The sequence below is a fragment of the Paenibacillus sp. J31P190 genome (assembly GCF_059692075.1).
The window spans coordinates 190,511-209,544 of record NZ_JCAUAS010000009.1 but is presented as its reverse complement, the minus strand read 5'-3'; the positions used below and the strand labels follow the sequence as shown (position 1 = coordinate 209,544).

Here is a 19,034-nt window from a genome sequence, read left to right as displayed (position 1 = left end):
TGATGAAGTCCCCCTGTTTTATGATAAAGCTCGTTCGATGACCGCCATACGAATCGGAACACCATGAGCAATTTGTGTGAAAATTTTGGATTTCTCGTGTTCTACCAGCTCATCATCAAGCTCTACATTTCGATTGACCGGAGCAGGATGCATGATGATTGCGTGAGGAGCCATGCGGCTTGCACGCTCTGCAGTTAACCCGTATTGCTCGCGATATTCCTCTGCTGAGCGGATGATTCCTTTGTCGTGCCGTTCAAGCTGCACACGCAGCATCATAACTACGTCAGCTTTCAGTGCTTCCTCGAAGGACACATACGGTGCGAACTCAGCCAGCTCCGGTGCTTGCATGCTTTCCGGTGCGCAGAACTGAACTTTTGCCCCCAGCGCGATGAGTCCCCATAGGTTGGAGCGAGCGACGCGGCTGTGCAAGATGTCTCCGATAATGGAGACCGTCAAGCCTTTGATGGCGCCGAACTGTTTGCGCATTGTGTAGAAATCGAGCAGGGCCTGCGTTGGATGCTCGTTATTGCCGTCCCCCGCGTTAATGAGCGGGATTTTGATTTTCTCAGCCAGCTCTTGCAGGACACCGTTCGGCTTCAATCGAATGACACCGGCATCAATGCCCATGGACTCGAGTGTACGGACTGTATCGTAGATGGACTCCCCTTTTTGTACACTGGATTCCGCAGCGGAGAAATTAAGTACGTCAGCACCGAGCCGCTTTTGCGCCAGTTCAAAGGAGAACCGAGTTCTTGTACTATTTTCAAAAAACAAGTTGGAAACGAATTTGCCTTGAAATTGATTCGTCACCTTCGAAGGATATTGTTCCCAGTAGGCAGCACGATCAAGTATGCTCGTTATTTCCCCTGCGCTTACGCCTTTTAATCCTAGAAAATGCTTGGTTTGTGTACTCACTATGCTCACTCCTGTTTCCCCCTCTGTTGAAGTATCATGACGCCATCTTTATCATCGATTTCCGTAAGCAGCACTTCAATACTTTCACTTTTGGAGGTAGGTACGTTCTTTCCTACATAATCAGGGCGAATGGGCAATTCACGATGCCCCCTGTCCACTAGTACGGCAAGTTGAATCATTTGTGGTCTGCCCAGATCGATCAATGCATCCATAGCTGCCCTCACTGTTCTTCCGGTGTAAAGCACATCATCGAACAGGATGATTTTGCGGTCTTGAATTTGGATCTTGCCGCCTTCCTGAACATTTTCCACTGACTTCACCTTAACGCGATCATCACGATAAGAAGTGATATCAATCTCACCTACAGGAATCGGCACACCTTCAATTTCAAAAATTCGCTCTGCTACTCGACTGGCCAAGTAAATACCGCGGGTCCGAATCCCAATCAAGGTACAATTCTCTACCCCTTTATTCTTTTCCAGTATCTCATGCGCAATCCGTGTTAACGCCCTGCGAATTCCCATTTCATCAATAATCGTGTGTTCGGCCGTTTCATTCATCTTTTTCGCCTCCTAAGAGTTTTGCTTTAGCAAAACTGACATCGTAAGCATTGGCTGAGTTTTGCTCTTTTTTGCAAAACTGGCATCGTATGCATTCGCAGGTTTTCTGTTTGCAAAACCAAAAAACTCCTTGCCATTTGTTGGCAAGGAGTTACGAGTGCATAAAGATACAGAGCGGGGCATAAGGATGCGCACATCCCCAAGCTTAGTCATACACTGAATCCGCGACTCAGTATATCCCGTCTTTTCTCATCGACTACCTTGCCAGTCTCTCTGGACTGTTTTTAAAGGTACATATTTAATTAAAAGAATTATCCCACTTTCGACACGATAAGTCAATATCAAAATCCATTTTCATAACAAAAGTCGAGATATATTCAGCTATTAATTTCTAAAAGCTCGTGACATGAGTCACACGGTAGTTTGCAAAATGATGGCTGCTCCAAGTGATCAAAAAATCAGCATATGAACGAAACGTAAACGCGGTTTTGCAGCAGCTGATGAGCGTTCGTAATCAAATTGATGCAAAAAGTGCAGTTAATCAGAGATATTCCCTCAATAAATGGTGTTTAATTGCGTTTTGTACAACTATATTTTGAGTTTTCACCGATATTGAATGTTGCATGCAGATTAAGATGCATTTTTTGCATCTATTCACCTGAAATTAAAGATTTAGGAGAAATTAGATGTCGCAAATGCATCTATTTCCACTGAGCCCATTATGGACTCACGCCCCTACTCCCGACCCATAACTCTCTTTGAGCAGACGCTCAACCATGTGTTATAATTTACATATAAAACACGAGCTTCGCCTGTTTTCTACCGAAAACTTAGTAAGGCTTATGACGCCCGTTTTTGCTAGGGCAAAACGCTAAGGAGGAACCTATGTTCAAATTGTTTCGGCTTCTGAAACCGTACAAAGCTTCTGTGGTTGCGATTATTACTTTGATGCTCTTGCAATCACTGGCGCAGTTGTACCTGCCCACACTGCTCGCTGACATTGTCGATGTCGGGGTTGTGAAAGGAGATATTCCTTATATTCTCCGGTTTGGCGCTTACATGCTTTTAGTAGCGATGGGCGCGATGGTTTGTGTCATCATCGCAAGCTACTTGTTGGCACGAACGGCGACAGGATTCGGCAGGGATTTACGACGAACGCTTTTTACCCATGTTGAAAGCTTCTCCTTGCACGAATTTGATAAACTCGGTACTTCCTCCCTCATTACCAGAACCACGAATGACATCGCACAAGTTCAGCAAGTGATTGTCATGATGCGGATGTTCATCGGCGCACCTACGATGCTAGTCGGCGGAGTCATCATGGCCACTTATAAGGACGCTCATCTCGCCATTGTATTAATCTCCATCATCCCGATTCTTGCACTAGCTATTGTGGGAATCATGCGTAAAGGACTTCCCTTATTCAAAACATTACAGCTCAAAATCGATGGCATCAATCTCGTGCTGCGTGAAAATTTAACCGGCATCCGCGTCATTCGCGCCTTTAACCGTTCCGATCATGAAAAACGTAAATTCGAAAAAGCGAACCTGGATTATACGAAAACAGCCGTAAAAGTAAATGTGATCATGGCTACGATGATGCCCATCATGATGCTTGTATTTAATCTTGGAGTTGTCGTCATTCTTTGGTACGGCGGAGTTCGTATTGATGCCAATCAAATGCAGATTGGTGACTTAATCGCCTTCATCCAATATGCCATGCAGATTATGTTTTCTATGTTCATGATGACGATGATTTTCATGATGATTCCACGTGCATCAGCTTCTTCTGTCCGTATTAATGAAGTTTTAGCCCATCAATCTAGCATACTTAGCGCCGAAACGGCGAAATCTCTTGATACCAAGCATGCTGCAGTTGAATTTAAGCATGTATCCTTTAGTTATCCCGGGGCTGAACAACCAGCAATCCGTGATCTATCCTTCCGTGCTGAGCCTGGTGAAGTAACAGCAATTATTGGAGGAACAGGATCGGGAAAGACGACCCTCATTCATTTACTGCTGCGCTTCTATGATGTAGAGTCCGGCTCTATCCTCTTAGATGGTCATCCCCTGCCTGCTTTGAAGTTAGAAAGTCTAAGACAGCAAATCGGTTATGTCCCACAAAAAGCGGCACTTTTCTCAGGAACAGTTGCGGATAACATCCGTTTTGGAAATGAGATGGCAACTGATGAGGAGATTCAGCATGCTGCAACCACTGCGCAAGCAGCTGATTTTATCGCCGAAATGAATGAAGGCTATCAAGCTGTTCTCGCCCAAGGCGGAACGAATTTATCCGGTGGCCAGAAGCAGCGGCTTGCCATTGCTCGTGCACTTGTTCGTAAACCGAACATCTATGTATTCGATGATAGCTTCTCAGCCCTTGATTTCAAAACAGATGCTAAACTTCGTTCAGCTCTCAAAACTGAAACTGAACAAGCAACGATGATCATTGTCGCCCAACGTGTCAGTACAATTATGGACGCAAACCGGATTATCGTACTGGAAGAAGGACAAATTGCAGGGATCGGCACCCATTCAGATCTGATGAAAACATGTGCTGTGTATCAAGAAATTGTTGCTTCTCAGCTGTCAGAGGAGGAAATTGCATGAGCGTGAAACCAAAAGAGAAAACTCCTTCTCAAGCGGGGCTAAATCCCGGTCATTTTGGCCGAGGCGGCATGGGTGGCATGGGAATGCCGGTCCAAAAGGCTAAGGATTTCAAGGGAACTATACGACGGTTGTCCAGGTATATGAGTCCTTTCCGTGTATCTATCCTATTTGTTTTTATCGCGGCTGTTCTCAGCACACTCTTCAGTATTATTAGTCCCAAACTCATGGGAAATGCAACAACCATATTGTATGAAGGCTCTATCGCGAAGTTCAAAGGTGTTGCCGGCGCCAAAATTGATTTCGATGCCATTTTCCAAATCATCATTATTCTTGCAGCCCTCTACATACTTAGCGCCATACTCACCTTCATCCAGCAGTGGATTATGGTCGGTGTCACACAAAAAATAGTATTTAATCTTCGCAGAGATATTAGTGAGAAGCTCACCCGAGTACCTCTCTCCTTCTTCGACTCACGCAGTCATGGAGACACGATGAGCCGAGCTACTAACGACGTAGATACGATTAGTTCCACCATGCAGCAAAGCTTGACGCAGTTGATTACTTCAGTCGTGACCCTAGTCGGGATCATTATTATGATGCTAACCATTAGTCCATTGTTGACTTTAGCCACGATCGTAACCTTACCGCTTAGCATTTTGGGAACGAAGATGATTGCATCACGGTCTCAGAAGTATTTTAAAGGACAACAGAAGACACTCGGTGAACTGAATGGTCACGTGGAAGAAATGTACACGGGGCATACCATAGTCAAAGCTTTCGGCCGAGAGCAGAAATCCGTTGAGCAATTCAATGAAATTAATGAACGCTTGTATCATTCAGGCTGGCGTGCACAGTTTATCTCAGGGATGATATTCCCCCTTATGTCCTTTATCGGGAATATCGGCTATGTATTGGTCAGTGTGATTGGTGGCATCATGGTAACAAATGGGGCTATTAAAATCGGGGATATTCTTGCGTTTATTCAGTATTCAGGGCAATTTGGGATGCCCATCGCACAAGTGGCTAATATAGCCAACGTGATTCAATCCACAATCGCCGCTGCGGAACGTATCTTCGAGTTATTAGATGAGACTGAGGAAGTACAGGAAATCACCCATGTAAAAACGACCAAGAATGTCCAAGGTCATGTTCAATTTAAACAGGTTACCTTTGCTTACAAAGAGGATACATCATTAATTCAAGATATGAATATCCACGTAGAGCCAGGACAAACGGTTGCCATTGTTGGCCCCACTGGGGCGGGTAAAACTACGATTGTCAATCTACTGATGCGTTTCTACGAGTTAAATGGCGGTATGATTTCCATTGATGCGGTAGATACACGTGAAATGTCACGCAGCCATCTGCGCGGACTGTTCGGCATGGTACTGCAAGACACATGGCTGTTCAACGGAACGATTCGCGAGAATATCGCTTACGGACGTGATGGTGCTACAGAAGACGAGATTGTTAGTGCTGCTCGCGCGGCCTATGCCGATCATTTCATTCGAACCTTGCCGGAAGGTTACGATACCAGACTGAATGAAGAAGCATCCAACCTTTCACATGGGCAAAAGCAGCTTCTGACCATTGCTCGCGCCATACTTGCGGATCCAACCATTTTGATTCTTGATGAAGCAACGAGCAGCGTAGATACACGCACGGAAGTTTCCATCCAAAAGGCAATGAATAACCTGATGGAGGGTCGCACAAGCTTCGTCATTGCACATCGTCTTTCCACCATTCGTGATGCTGATCTCATTCTTGTTATGAACCATGGCTCTGTTATCGAACAAGGAACACATGAACAGCTTTTGGAACAACACGGCTTTTATGCAGATCTGTACTATAGTCAGTTCGCACAAAAAGCTCTATGAATACACATTGGCTCAAATGCCGCCTTTCTGATAATATAGGAGAGTCAATCTAAATTTTAAGGAGATGTCACCATGAGCGAGATGAATACTTTAGAAATTATTCAGTTTATTAAAGAAAGCAAGAAAAAAACGCCTGTAAAAGTATATGTAAAAGGAAACCTTGAAGGTATTAACTTTGGCGAAGGCAGCCAATCCTTTATATCCGGCGGAAGCGGCGTTGTGTTTGGCGAATGGAGCGAAATTCAGCCTGTTCTTGAAGCAAACAAAGCGCAAATCGCGGATTTCGTCGTTGAAGCAGATCGTCGTAATTCTGCGATTCCAATGCTTGATCTGAAGCCAATCAATGCGCGCATTGAGCCAGGAGCGATTATTCGTGATAAAGTACATATCGGAGATAATGCCGTTATCATGATGGGCGCTCTCATTAATATTGGTGCTTCTGTTGGTGATGGTACTATGATCGACATGAATGCTGTTCTTGGCGGTAGAGCACAAGTCGGCAAAATGTGTCATATCGGTGCTGGTGCAGTCGTTGCAGGCGTTATTGAGCCCCCTTCCGCACAGCCTTGTGTGATTGAGGATGATGTGCTTGTTGGAGCGAATGCAGTGATCTTAGAAGGTGTTCGCATCGGAAAAGGATCTGTTGTTGCTGCCGGCGCTATCGTTACACAAGACGTTGAAGAATACACGGTTGTAGCAGGAGCACCTGCACGAGTGATCAAGAAAGTGGACGATAAAACGAAGTCCAAAACAGAAATTTTACAAGATCTGCGCACCCTGTAAGGTGTTCTGGAGGAATTCACCATGCTTAGCCCCTTTATAGAGCTGCGCCGTCAGCTTCATCAAATTCCGGAGCCGGGCTTTCAAGAGTTCAAGACGCAACAGCTTCTCCTTGACCATCTAGCTAAGCTTCCTCAGGATAGACTGACGATTCGCACATGGCGCACTGGTATTTTGGTTTACATTAAAGGTACTAATCCTACCAAACGCTTCGGATATCGAGCGGATATGGACGGGCTGCCCATTACGGAAGAGACTTCTCTTCCGTTTCCTTCCCAGCATCCAGGTTACATGCATGCGTGCGGACATGATTTTCACATGTCGATTGGGATGGGCGTTGTTACCCATTTCGCTCAGCAGCCGATGAAAGATGACCTGATTGTGTTGTTTCAGCCAGCTGAAGAAGGTCCAGGCGGCGCTTTACCTATGCTTGCTGCTGAAGAATTGCAGGATTGGAAGCCCGACCAAATGGTGGCTCTCCACATAGCTCCTGAGTATCCAGTAGGCACGATTGCCACTAGGCCGGAGATCTTATTTGCCAATACGTCTGAGCTGTTCATTGACCTGCTGGGCAAAGGCGGGCATGCCGCTTACCCGCACCAAGCGAACGATATGATCATAGCGGCGACACAAATGGTTGGTCAACTGCAAACCATTGTTTCTCGCAATGTGAATCCGCTAGATTCGGCTGTCATTACCATTGGTAAAATGGAAGCCGGGACCAAGCAGAATATCATCGCGGAAAAAGCCCGCTTGGAAGGCACAATCCGCACCCTTTCCGCTGATTCTATGAACAAGATCAAGAAACGTATCGAAGCTGTAGCGTTAGGAATCGAAAGCTCCTTCGAGTGTCAAGTCTCCATTGATTATGGCTCGAATTACCGCCAAGTGTTCAATGATCCTGCTTTGACCGTGGAATTCATGGACTGGCTGCGCGGTAATGATAACGTACAGCTTGTGGAGTGTACAGAAGCAATGACAGGCGAAGACTTCGGCTACTTTTTGGAGCAGATACCTGGCTTCATGTTCTGGTTAGGGGTAGATACCCCTCATGGGTTGCATAACGCCAAGCTTGATCCTAACGAGAGCGCTATTGATGTAGCCATAGATACCATAACAGCCTATATGCGGTTTAAATCTAGTTAAGTAAACAAAAAACCTCCAATCTGCTTCAGAGTAGATTTGGAGGTTTTTCGTATTTTCATTAACATACCGTCGACTAATCAAATGCTTTACAATTAACTAGCTACGCTAGCTTGTTTACAAATCGCTCAAGACGATCTAGTGACTCTTCCAAAACTTCTTGTGAATAGGCATAAGAAATGCGGATATAGCCTTCTCCATAAGAGGTAAAAGCATCTCCAGGAACAACAGCAACATGTTCCTCATGTAGCAGCCTCATGGTAAAGTCCTGAGAGCTTAAACCGAATTTGGCAATGGAAGGGAATAAATAAAACGCACCATTCGGTTTTTCCAACTCAAAGCCCATAGCAAGAAGACGATCATAGACATAATCCCTACGAGCTTCATAGGCATTGCGCATAGGAAGAGCATCATCCACACCAACTGTTAAAGCCTCTAATGCCGCATACTGGCTTACAGAGCTTGCGCAAGTCACATTATACTGATGCACCTTGACCATATGCTCCGTAATGTAAGCCGGCGCTAATGTAAATCCAACACGCCAGCCGGTCATAGCGTGGGATTTGGAGAGGCCATTAATGACAATCGTTTTCTCGCGGAGCTTGCCCATCGTTGCAATAGACTGATGACGAACACCGTACACAAGCTCGCTGTAAATTTCATCGGATAAAATAAACAATTCCCGATCTTCTAATAATTGAGCCAAATCGGCCAATTCTTGCTCCGTGAGTACTTGGCCTGTTGGATTAGATGGGTAGCATAAGATAACGCAGCGCGTATTAGCTGTTAGATAAGGTTCAAGTAATTCCGCCGTTAGTTTCAAACCATTCGGTCTGGTATCGACATAGACAGGGACTCCCCCTGCCAATCTGATTAATGGCTCGTACCCAGGGTAGATAGGTGCGGGAATAATAACTTCCGCTCCAGGTATAAGAATGGTACGTAATGTAATGTCTACCGCTTGACTTGCTCCAGCGGTCACGATAATTTCATCAGCTGCGCGGTATTGTTGGCCGTACTTCGTGAGCACGAAATTGGATACCGCTTCACGCAATTCCAATAGTCCTGGATTTTGCGTATAAACCGTCTTATTTTGATCCAAAGCCCTTTGTCCCGCCTCAATTATATGCCGCGGCGTCGGGAAATCAGGCTGGCCAATCGTTAACGTCAAGGCTCCCGGAATCGTGCTGACGAGGTTAGATATTTTGCGTATGCCTGAAATTTGAATGTCTTTCACTTGCGGATTAATCAGATGCTCCATGTGATTCACTCCTCTCCCACTCTGAAGAACCCTAGGATGTTCGAATTGTTTGCAGAAGATTTTCCATATCAGTTGGAATTGGCGCTTCAAATTGCAGCCATTCCTCTGTACGCGGATGCTTAAAGCCCAGAATGGCAGCATGCAGCGCTTGGCCATCCATCAACATCCCTTTGCTCTTGCCATACATCGGATCCCCAACAAGCGGATGACCAATGAATTTCATGTGCACACGAATTTGGTGGGTTCTTCCTGTTTCCAGCTTCAGCTCAACCAAGGTAAAATCACCAAAGCGTTCGATAACTACAAAATGAGTTACCGCATGCTTACTGTTTTTCTCCGTTACTGTATACATCTTACGGTCATTTGAATCGCGACCGATCGGAGCGTCAATCGTACCTTGATCATGCTGTAGATTCCCATGTACCAAGGCAATATATTTGCGATTGACCGTATGAGCCTTTAACTGCTCAGCTAAGCTTGCATGTGCTTTGTCGTTCTTTGCTGACATAATAAGACCGGATGTGTCCTTATCAATCCGATGTACAATTCCAGGACGCAGCTCTCCATTGATGCCGGATAGATCCTTACAATGATACATCAATGCGTTAACCAATGTACCTGAGTAATGGCCAGGCGCTGGATGAACGACAAGTCCCCTCTGTTTATTGATCACGATGACATCGGCGTCTTCGTATACCACATTAAGCGGAATGTTTTCCGCGGCAAGCTCAACACCCTGGGGTTCAGGAATGCGCAAAGAAATAACATCTTGTTCAGACAGCTTATAGTTTGGTTTTATGGCTTTCCCATTCACTTTAACATGCCCGTCTTTGACCCATTGCTGGACGAGTGTTCTTGATACATCTTCTTCCAATGCTTCGGTAATGAATTTATCAATACGTTCACTGGCATACTGCCCTTCAACCGTCCATTCGATGACATCATTTGCCGCGGCCTCAGATGAGGTCTGATTTGTGTTCATTCGTTGCTCCTTTTTTCTCTTTTCTCCAAGTAAGTAACGATTCTAAGAAAATCAGGATTACCCCGATCACGATGGCCGAATCAGCTAAATTGAAAATCGGATAAATATAATAAATGGCTTTGCCGAACAAGCTAAAATCAAAGGTAAACTGCAGGAAGTCCACAACTTCACCGAATAAAGCTCGATCAATGAAATTACCGATTGCTCCTCCTAGTAGAAGACTAAGCGCAAAAGATAGCAAAACTTTTCTTTCACGGATCGTCCGACGCATGTACCAGAGAATACCAATCACTACAATAAGTGTAATCACGATGAAAAACCATCTTTGGTTTTGCAAAATGCCAAATGCCGCGCCTCTATTACGATGCGACGTCAGGATAAAGAAATCACTCAGCACTGGACGCTCCTCGCCAAGCGGAATCCTTTTCACAATAAACCATTTGGATACCTGATCCAAAATAAATACGATGAGCGCATAAAAATAATATTTCATTATCTTTTCCTCCTAAGAGTGCTTTAGCCAAACTTATTTCGTAACAAGTTCCTTATTTCCTTAGTTTCAAGGAATTACCTCACTAAAAAAAGCTGTCACTCGGCATTATAACGGTATGCATCAGCTGTTAGAAAGGAGCTGTACGACCACCTATGAGCCATTTATCCGAGGAGCAATTAAGAGAATTATATCTGCAATTATTGGAGGAAAAGCTTTATCTCGAGAAACATTTCGCCGCGAATGATAATTATGGCCTGTCCAATTCTTTCAAAGATAGTACCGGAGAGCTCTCCATGTACGATAATCATCCAGGAGACGTCGCCACAGAAATTTACGAACGAGAAAAAGATATTTCACTCAACGAACATGCTGAATTTCATTTAAATCAAGTCAATGAAGCCTTAGCACGCATGGAGAGTGGAGAATATGGCATATGCGTGTTCAGCAAACAACCAATTCCCTTCGAGCGCCTTCAAGCTATCCCTACCACACTTTATAGCTTAGAACACGTCCCTGATCCAGACCAATCATTCAGAAGACCTGTTGAAGAACAAGTGCTCTACCCACCTTTTGGTAGAACCAGTTTTGACGAACGTGACGATGAGACCGAATTCGATGGTGAAGATGCCTGGCAAATCGTTGAAAGCTGGGGCACATCCAATTCACCTGCATTTGCTGAAGATCCCAACGTTGAAAGCTATGATGAAATGTATGTGGAAGCCGATGAGCATGTTGGTTATGTTGAGTCTTTTGAGAGCTTTGTTGCGACAGACCTGTATGGTGAACATGTCACCATTGTTCGAGGCAAGGCCTACCGTGATTATATGCACAATGGCGAGGGCGATCCTCTACTCGAACCAGAAAACCTTTCTAACTCGGATGATGAGCAGCTTTAGAAAAAACAGGACAAACGAGCTTCGCATAAAGCGAAAGCTCGTTTGCTTCCTTTACTCGTGGTAATGAGCCGAAACAACGTCATTACATCTGGCACAAAGTGTCGGATGTTCTTTACTTTGCCCCACCTCAGGAGTCACTATCCAGCAGCGCTCGCACTTCTCGCCTTCAGCTACAGTGATAGCAATGGCAGCGTCCTTCGATTGATATACCTCAGCAGGAGTCTTTGTTCCGGGTTTATGCACGCTCACAGCAGACACGATGAACAACTGATCCAATTGCTCCAATTGCAATAGTAAATTGTAAGTAGCTTCATCTGGATATAGATGAACAGCAGCTCCTAATGAGTTACCGATGACCTTCTCTTTACGTGCCTCTTCGAGAGCTTTGAGAACTTCATCTCTAACATCAAGGAAGCTATTCCATTTATTTTCCAAATCTTCGTTGTATAAGCTTGAGTCCACTTCTGGCAATTCGGCTAACTGCACGCTGCTAAGCTCAACTCCAGGAATGTACTTCCATACTTCATCAGCAGTATGCGGAAGAATAGGTGAGATCAGTTTCGTGATCGCAGTTAAAGAAGCATATAATACGGTTTGCGAAGCTTTCCGAGCTGGATCATGAGGCGCGTTAGCATACAAACGGTCCTTGATAATATCCAAATAGAAAGAGCTCATTTCAACCGCGCAGAAATGATGAATCGTTTGGTATACGACATGGAATTCATACGCTTCGTAAGCCTTCACTACCTTCTCAATCATGCGATTCAAACGAATCAAGGCATAACGGTCGAGCTCCGACAAACTCTCCGTCGCTACGCGATCTGTTTCTGGGTTGAAATGACTCATGTTCCCCAGCAGGAAACGCATCGTGTTACGAATTTTACGGTAGACTTCCGTTGTTTGGTTCAAGATATTATCCGAGATCCGGTGATCCGATTGATAATCGACTGAGGATACCCACAGACGCAGGATATCAGCGCCTAGCTTACCGCATACAACATTCGGATCAATCGTGTTTCCGATCGACTTGGACATTTTCCGTCCTTCTCCATCCAACGTGAAGCCATGGCTGAGAACGCCTTTATAGGGCGATTTTTCTCTTGTGGCAACACCTGTAATAAGGGAGGAGTTGAACCATCCACGGTACTGGTCAGAACCTTCTAGGTACAGATCCGCAGGCCACTGCAGCTCAGGACGCGATTCAAGGACAGCTACATGGCTAGAACCAGAATCAAACCATACATCCATGATATCCGTTTCCTTACGGAACTCACCATGACCACATTTGGAGCAGCTAGTTTCCTGAGGAAGAAGATCCTTCTCCTCCTTGATAAACCAAGCATTTGAGCCTTCTTGTTCAAATAACTGAGCTACGTGTTCAATGGTTTGCTCATTGACAAGCGGTTCGTTACAGCTGCGACAGTAGAAAATTGGAATAGGAACACCCCATGCACGCTGCCTCGAGATACACCAGTCTCCACGATCTGCAATCATGTTATGCAGGCGGATTTCGCCCCACTCTGGCGTCCACTTCACTTGCTTGATTTCATCCAGCATCTCTTGTCTGAATTTATCGATGGACGCAAACCATTGCTCTGTTGCTCGATAAATAACAGGCTTTTTCGTGCGCCAATCATGAGCGTATTGATGCTGAATTTCGCCAGCTTTAAGCAATAGACCTGATTCTTGCAGCTTTTCGATAACCAGCTTGCCGCCTTTTTCGTAGAACATGCCTTCAAAGCCCGGTGCTTCAGCTGTGAAATGCCCTTGATCGTCCACAGGACATAGCACTCCGATGTTATAACGTTGTCCAATTGCGAAATCGTCTTCCCCATGTCCAGGAGCTGTGTGTACACAACCAGTACCTGCTTCAAGTGTCACATGTTCGCCAACCATCACAAGCGATTCACGGTCATAGAACGGATGCTGACACGTAACGAACTCAAGCTCACTGCCTTTTATCGTCGATAACACTTCGTAATCAGTCCAGCCAATTTCCTTAGCTGCAGCTGCAAGCAAGCCTTGTGCAAGTACATATTTCTTCCCACTGGCTTGAACAACAGCATAGTCGAACTCAGGATGAAGTGAAATGCCCAGGTTTGCAGGCAGTGTCCATGCCGTTGTCGTCCAGATCACAATCGCAGCATCCTGCGGCAGCTTGCCTTTGCCGTCTTTAACAGGGAACGCTACATAAATGGAAGTGGAGGTTTTTTCTTTGTACTCAATCTCAGCTTCTGCAAGGGCACTTTCGGAAGATGGAGACCAATAGACAGGCTTCAAGCCTTTGTAGACAAAGCCTTTTTGCACCATTTTACCGAACACTCGAATTTGCTGAGCTTCATAGTTCGGCTGCAGCGTGATATAGGGATTCTTCCAGTCCCCGCGGATACCCAGACGCTGGAATTGGCTCTTCTGTTTCTCAACAGACTGCAAAGCATACTCTTTGCAATATTCACGAAACTCAGGGACAGTCATTTTTTTACGATCAACTTTTCCGCTATTTGTAATGACTTGCTCAATCGGCAAGCCATGCGTATCCCAGCCTGGAACGTAAGGTGCATCAAAACCTTGCAGCGTTTTAAATCGCACGATGATATCTTTTAACACCTTGTTCAGCGCATGTCCGATATGAATATCGCCGTTCGCGTACGGAGGTCCATCATGCAGAATAAATTTTGTTCTGCCTTTGCGACTCTCCTGCACTTTGGCATAGATGTCCTCAGCTTCCCAATGCTCTTGCATTTTCGGTTCCGCCTGCGGCAAATTGCCTCTCATCGGAAACTCCGTTTGTAGTAAATTTAATGTTTTGCCATAATCCATGCCAACCACTCCATTCCTGCCTAAATCTTTATGTTGTTAAAAAACAAAAAAAGCCTCTCATCCCTAGAAGGGACGAGAAACTCTAGCTCGCGGTACCACCCTCGTTAAAAAGCTAAATGAACTTACACCCTCGGGTGTAACGAACAAAAGCTTAATCACTCGATCATGTGTAACGGCATGACCCGATTCTCTCTACTCGCTTCAAGAGACGCTCCTGGGGGATATTCGGTACGCTGCAGAGATTAGGCTCACACCAATACCCTAATTCGCTGACACTGCTAATACGACCTACTCGTTCCAGTCATAGCTTTGCTGAGATACATTTAACAGGAGTATAACCAATTCGTTAGGCATAGTCAATATGACAGCTGCCTAATCATTGATTCCTACTCTTCTTTATTTTCAAACTGCATACTTTGCCAGCCTTCTGTGCCCAGCAGCTCTAATTGTGCTTCAAGCAGTGTACGGAAACGTGTGCGATAAATGGAGGCTTGTTTCTTCAACTCTTCAATCTCCAAAGCAACCTTGCGTGAACGTGTCAAGGATTCGTTAATAATCCGGTCTGCATTCTTCTCAGCTTCCTTCAAGATCAGCTGTGCTTCTTTCTTGGCATTACTTCGCACTTCATCCGCAGCTTCTTGCGCAACGATAATCGTTTTGCTAAGTGATTCCTCAATATTCGTGAAATGGTCCAAACGTTCCTGCAGTGTCACCGTTTGATTATGCAAGTCTTTATTCTCACGAATCAATGCCTCGTAATCCTTAATGACTTGATCCAGGAATTCATTCACTTGATCTTCATCATAACCGCGGAACGAGCGGGAAAACTCCTTATTATGTATGTCTAGCGGTGTTAATGGCATCAGTGCCCCTCCTTAGCGTTTTGCGCAGCAAAACTGACTTCGTAAGTATAAGCTGAGCTTTCTTCCAAGAAAGCTAGTTTGAACCCACATCTATACTGAATCAGTTCGACAGAAAATAAGCAATTCCTGCAAAGTTCGTGGATAAATGTTCCACATTCATGCAAATTTGCCGATCTTCACACGAATTCGTCCTTTTTTCGTTACGCCTTCCACTTCAAGCACCTTAAATCTGCCAAATCCTTGCAATGACACCATGTCCCCCTCTTTAAGAGGCTTACTAGGATCTTCCTCCAGCTTCCAATTGACGCGGCAGCGTCCAGCTTGAATGGGAACCAGTATTTTAGCTCGGCTTAGCCTGAATACATCGCTTACAATCCCGTCCATGCGCATCGATGCAACAGACAGACTCAGCTCGTCCAATTGTACTTGTGCCAGTTCGAGCTTATCTAATGACAGCAGTTCTGTCTGTACATGAACCCTATGAACCTGTGACAAATTCAAATGCAGGTAATCCGCTGCATCCTGGGTAACCAAACAATGGCAGCCGCCCTCTATAACATGAATATCGCCAACCTTGTCTCGCTTCATGCCGAGTCCAAGAATGGCGCCCATGTAATCTCCATGTTCTAATGTTAGAAATTTGCCGTCTCCGGAAGAAACGGACAAGACCGCCATTGCCATATCTTCCTCATCCAAAGATCGGTAATCCGGGGCAATCAGAGCCCTTCTTCGTTCCGCGGCCGAGTATCCGCCATCTAGACGGCAGTGGACATCTGGGTGCCGATTCACGAGTGATGTCAGTATAAAAGCCTGTCTGGGATCTAGAAAATCCGTTAACTTCACAGCATGCTGTTCAGCTGCCCGTTCTACCCAATCCCAGGCTTTATCGACAAAATGGTGTTCATCCGAATGAAAATGACCATAGAGTTCTTTTGGCAATGTTAGAACAACCCCACAATGAAATCGAGCACAGCTATAATCCCCATAACTACAAATCGCAATGCGATTAAGGCCACAATTGGCGAAAGATCAATGAACCCTATGCTCGGAATGATTTTTCGGAAAGGGCTTAAATACGGTTCAACCAATTTTCCAAGGAGTCCTCCAACGAAGCTATCACGTGCATTAGGAAACCATGAGAGGATCAAATAGCCGATAATCATGAAATAATAAATTTCCATCAAAATACTAAGATAATAGTGAACGTAATTCACGTATGCATCCACCTCTGTGTTAGGATATGCGCCTATTCTTCACCCATCATCTCGGAGATGTGACCATGAATATCAACTGAATCTGGAGTACAGAGGAAGATATTTGGTCCTAGTTTGGATATAGACCCACTCAAAGCATATACCGTCCCGCTTAAGAAATCTACGATACGTATGGCTTGATCACCACGAACTCGCTGCAAATTAACGATCACAGCTCTTCTGGAGCGAAGATGATCTGCGATATCCTGTGTCTCTTCATAGGTTCGAGGTTCACTTAGCACGACACGTGCATTTTTCTGTGAATGAATGCTGACGACATTCGCCTTATTTTTATTACGTAATTCATAAGGATTGGTTTCAGGTTCTTCTGTGGCCTCCACAATACGCTCCCGCTCCACAACCTCTTCCTCTTCTTGCAGCCCAAGAAAATTCATAAATCGGTTATAAACACCCACTATAGTTCCCTCCTTATCATGTTCTTAAATCAGGTTGACTAAAGTTCTTTCCCTACCAAAACAGTACCCAAACGAACCCAAGTTGCACCTTCTTCAATCGCTACTTCAAAGTCTCCAGACATGCCCATGGATAACTCCGTTATCTCGTATGGGAAAATTCTCCGTTCATTCAGACGGTCTCGCAATTCTCTCAATCCACGGAAGACAGGTCTTGTTGCATCGGATTCCATCTCGTAAGGTGCCATGGTCATCAAACCTGTGATATGTATATGTTTCAGCCCACTAACTTCTGCAGCAAAATCGAAGAAATGCTCAGGTGCAATACCATACTTTGACTCTTCGCCGGAAATATTCACTTGCAATAAACAATTCACTTCAATTCCCAAAGCTGCAGCCTGCTTGTCCAGTTCTTTGGCCAGAGAAATCCGATCCAACGAGTGAATATAGGCGAATTTGCCAATGACATCCTTTACTTTATTCGTTTGCAAATGTCCAATGAAATGCCAGGTTCCCCGTTCGTGGAGCGCTTCCCACTTCGGCTTTACATCCTGCCAGCGATTCTCACCGATGTGCAGAAGTCCTGCATCCAAAACGCTTTTGGTCGTCTCTAAGGAAACGTATTTCGTTACAGCAATAATCTTAGCTTCGTTCTCTTTCCGTCCTGACCGCTTACATGCTGCGGCGACACGGGCTTCAACCTCATCTTTACGGGCTAGTAAACTCACTTATGCAGACACCTCAATTCAACGCTGTGCTTGCATCAATCTCCTCAAAGAAGACCAATCCAAGCAATCATTCTACCTGTAGAACCGCCTTCTTTTCGATGTGAAAAAAAGAGATCCGTGCTACAACTCGTACATAACTGAGATACTTCGATATGGGACGACAAAATTCCTGCTTGCCGTAACAATTTTCGGTTCAATTCTTGCAAATTCAGCATATACTTGCCATTTCCTTTGTCGACCATAACAGTTTGACGCTCTTCAGATGATGCTTTGACATCCGTAAGTACATGGTTCACACGATTAGCTACAGTCTCATCAACCTCATAGCAGCAAGCTCTTATGGATGGACCAATTGCCGCGCGAATGTCTGCGGCCTGACTACCAAAAGTATGTGTCATTAAGGATATAGTAGCCATGGAAATGTTTAACACTGTGCCTTTCCAACCTGCATGAGCAAGCCCTACAACACGCATAACAGGATCATAGAAAAATAACGGCACACAATCTGCAAATTGCGCACAAAGAACGATCCCCTTCTCATTCGTAATGAAGCCGTCCTTCGCTTGAATGGCCGTTTCCCTGGATGTTCTGCCTATGCCCTTTTCCTGTAGACTTACTACAGTGACTTCGTTACCATGCACCTGCTCTGCATACGTAAATGCTTCAAACGGCTGTCCAACGGCTTCAGCGATCAACTCACGATTCCTCACCACATGCTTTGGCACATCATTCACATGCAGCCCGCAATTAAGCGTCGAATACGGCGCCTGACTTACTCCGCCATGGCGGGATGTAAAACCAACTGTTAATTCCCTGTATTGCTCCATCCAGCTTGTTATCGTAAATAGGACTGGCCCCTCTTCTTTCGCTTGTTTCACAAATGGTTCCACGGTTGTCTCTCTCCCCACACCTCAATCTTTACTTCCTTTTACTTTAGCACAAAATAAAAAGACACACGATGTTTGCTTCGCCTGCCCATGAAGCAGCAGCCTTCGCTCGTGTGCCTTCCGTCAATTACGGAATTGCTGATTGAACTCATAAACACCTTCGTTATCATCCGTTTGACGATAAGGCCGGACATCTTCTAATTTCACAAGAACGACATCCGCACCGATTTTCACAATATGCTTCCAAGGTATGATGACATCTGTCCCTGAACCAAACAACCCGAAAAATCGGCTTTGATTAGGCACAACAATCGATTCGATTCGACCCTGACGCAGATCAAGCTCCAAATCACTGATTTGCCCGAGCTTTTTACCATCGACAATATTGATTACATCTTTCGTCTGGAAATCAGATATTTTCATGAGGCTATTCACCACGAATCTCATTAGGATTTTTAACTGATTTTGTACTAGTATATGTGCGGTGTGGGCAAAATGTCCTGAAAACCAAAAAAAGACCTTCACGGCTTGTCACAGCCGATCCAGTCTTTAT

18 protein-coding genes and 1 other annotated feature are annotated in these 19,034 nt (G+C 45.0%); of the genes, 5 read left to right on the top strand and 13 right to left on the bottom strand.

From position 1 onward, the window contains the following. Positions 1-18: 18 nt before the first annotated feature. Positions 19-924, bottom strand: a complete 906-nt coding sequence (locus AC58U0_RS18005; RefSeq protein ID WP_047672396.1) for an aspartate carbamoyltransferase catalytic subunit — start codon at positions 922-924, stop codon at positions 19-21. Further along, a complete protein-coding gene (gene pyrR / locus AC58U0_RS18000) occupies positions 921-1,475 on the bottom strand; it encodes a bifunctional pyr operon transcriptional regulator/uracil phosphoribosyltransferase PyrR (protein WP_497380348.1) in 555 nt (184 codons plus the stop codon). The genes AC58U0_RS18005 and pyrR overlap by 4 nt, the downstream gene beginning before the upstream one ends. 885 nt (positions 1,476-2,360) lie before the next feature. On the opposite strand from pyrR, the gene AC58U0_RS17995 reads away from it, so the two are divergent. From AC58U0_RS17995 to AC58U0_RS17980, 4 genes are all read left to right on the top strand, one after another. After that, positions 2,361-4,085, top strand: a complete 1,725-nt coding sequence (locus AC58U0_RS17995) for an ABC transporter ATP-binding protein (RefSeq protein ID WP_497380347.1) — start codon at positions 2,361-2,363, stop codon at positions 4,083-4,085. Continuing rightward, positions 4,082-5,962, top strand: a complete 1,881-nt coding sequence (locus AC58U0_RS17990) for an ABC transporter ATP-binding protein (protein ID WP_497380346.1) — start codon at positions 4,082-4,084, stop codon at positions 5,960-5,962. Before AC58U0_RS17995 ends, AC58U0_RS17990 begins: the two co-directional genes overlap by 4 nt. Before the next feature lie 72 nt (positions 5,963-6,034). After that, complete coding sequence (gene dapD, locus AC58U0_RS17985) at positions 6,035-6,745, top strand: 2,3,4,5-tetrahydropyridine-2,6-dicarboxylate N-acetyltransferase (protein ID WP_057303031.1); 711 nt, start codon at positions 6,035-6,037, stop codon at positions 6,743-6,745. A gap of 21 nt (positions 6,746-6,766) precedes the next feature. After that, positions 6,767-7,888 carry an N-acetyldiaminopimelate deacetylase gene (locus AC58U0_RS17980; RefSeq protein WP_497380344.1) on the top strand — a complete coding sequence of 374 codons (1,122 nt, stop codon included), beginning with the start codon at positions 6,767-6,769 and terminating at the stop codon, positions 7,886-7,888. Between the two features lie 100 nt (positions 7,889-7,988). Here the strand turns inward: AC58U0_RS17980 and AC58U0_RS17975 are convergent, their stop codons facing one another. From AC58U0_RS17975 to lspA, 3 genes are read right to left on the bottom strand one after another with little or no spacing between them, the layout of a single operon-like run. Then, positions 7,989-9,146 (bottom strand): aminotransferase A, encoded by a 1,158-nt coding sequence (locus AC58U0_RS17975; protein ID WP_497380342.1) that lies wholly within the window; start codon positions 9,144-9,146, stop codon positions 7,989-7,991. Between the two features lie 31 nt (positions 9,147-9,177). Then, on the bottom strand, positions 9,178-10,128 hold the full coding sequence (locus AC58U0_RS17970) for an RluA family pseudouridine synthase (RefSeq protein WP_497380341.1): 951 nt from the start codon (positions 10,126-10,128) through the stop codon (positions 9,178-9,180). Further along, a complete protein-coding gene (gene lspA, locus AC58U0_RS17965; RefSeq protein WP_497380339.1) occupies positions 10,103-10,621 on the bottom strand; it encodes a signal peptidase II in 519 nt (172 codons plus the stop codon). The genes AC58U0_RS17970 and lspA overlap by 26 nt, the downstream gene beginning before the upstream one ends. A gap of 152 nt (positions 10,622-10,773) precedes the next feature. On the opposite strand from lspA, the gene AC58U0_RS17960 reads away from it, so the two are divergent. Further along, complete coding sequence (locus tag AC58U0_RS17960) at positions 10,774-11,517, top strand: TraR/DksA C4-type zinc finger protein (protein ID WP_497380337.1); 744 nt, start codon at positions 10,774-10,776, stop codon at positions 11,515-11,517. Positions 11,518-11,568: 51 nt separating this feature from the next. On the opposite strand, the gene ileS is transcribed toward AC58U0_RS17960, so the two are convergent. The 8 genes from ileS to AC58U0_RS17920 all read right to left on the bottom strand — a co-directional run bounded on the left by ileS (position 11,569) and on the right by AC58U0_RS17920 (position 18,904). Next, complete coding sequence (gene ileS, locus AC58U0_RS17955; RefSeq protein ID WP_497380335.1) at positions 11,569-14,337, bottom strand: isoleucine--tRNA ligase; 2,769 nt, start codon at positions 14,335-14,337, stop codon at positions 11,569-11,571. A gap of 65 nt (positions 14,338-14,402) precedes the next feature. Further along, positions 14,403-14,651, bottom strand: a binding site (T-box leader). Between the two features lie 72 nt (positions 14,652-14,723). After that, the gene (locus AC58U0_RS17950; protein WP_497380334.1) at positions 14,724-15,200 is read right to left on the bottom strand and encodes a DivIVA domain-containing protein; all 477 of its coding nucleotides are present in this window, start codon (positions 15,198-15,200) and stop codon (positions 14,724-14,726) included. Between the two features lie 156 nt (positions 15,201-15,356). After that, the gene (locus AC58U0_RS17945) at positions 15,357-16,139 is read right to left on the bottom strand and encodes a YlmH family RNA-binding protein (protein ID WP_497380333.1); all 783 of its coding nucleotides are present in this window, start codon (positions 16,137-16,139) and stop codon (positions 15,357-15,359) included. A gap of 2 nt (positions 16,140-16,141) precedes the next feature. Then, positions 16,142-16,414, bottom strand: a complete 273-nt coding sequence (locus AC58U0_RS17940) for a YggT family protein (protein WP_235549210.1) — start codon at positions 16,412-16,414, stop codon at positions 16,142-16,144. 32 nt (positions 16,415-16,446) lie between these two features. Beyond that, on the bottom strand, positions 16,447-16,869 hold the full coding sequence (locus AC58U0_RS17935; RefSeq protein ID WP_057303040.1) for a cell division protein SepF: 423 nt from the start codon (positions 16,867-16,869) through the stop codon (positions 16,447-16,449). A gap of 38 nt (positions 16,870-16,907) precedes the next feature. After that, positions 16,908-17,594, bottom strand: coding sequence for a YggS family pyridoxal phosphate-dependent enzyme (locus AC58U0_RS17930; protein ID WP_497380331.1), 687 nt, complete (start codon positions 17,592-17,594; stop codon positions 16,908-16,910). Positions 17,595-17,638: 44 nt separating this feature from the next. Further along, positions 17,639-18,484 (bottom strand): peptidoglycan editing factor PgeF, encoded by an 846-nt coding sequence (gene pgeF, locus AC58U0_RS17925; RefSeq protein WP_497380330.1) that lies wholly within the window; start codon positions 18,482-18,484, stop codon positions 17,639-17,641. A 120-nt stretch (positions 18,485-18,604) separates the two neighbouring features. Then, complete coding sequence (locus tag AC58U0_RS17920) at positions 18,605-18,904, bottom strand: YlmC/YmxH family sporulation protein (RefSeq protein ID WP_047672367.1); 300 nt, start codon at positions 18,902-18,904, stop codon at positions 18,605-18,607. Positions 18,905-19,034: the final 130 nt, after the last annotated feature.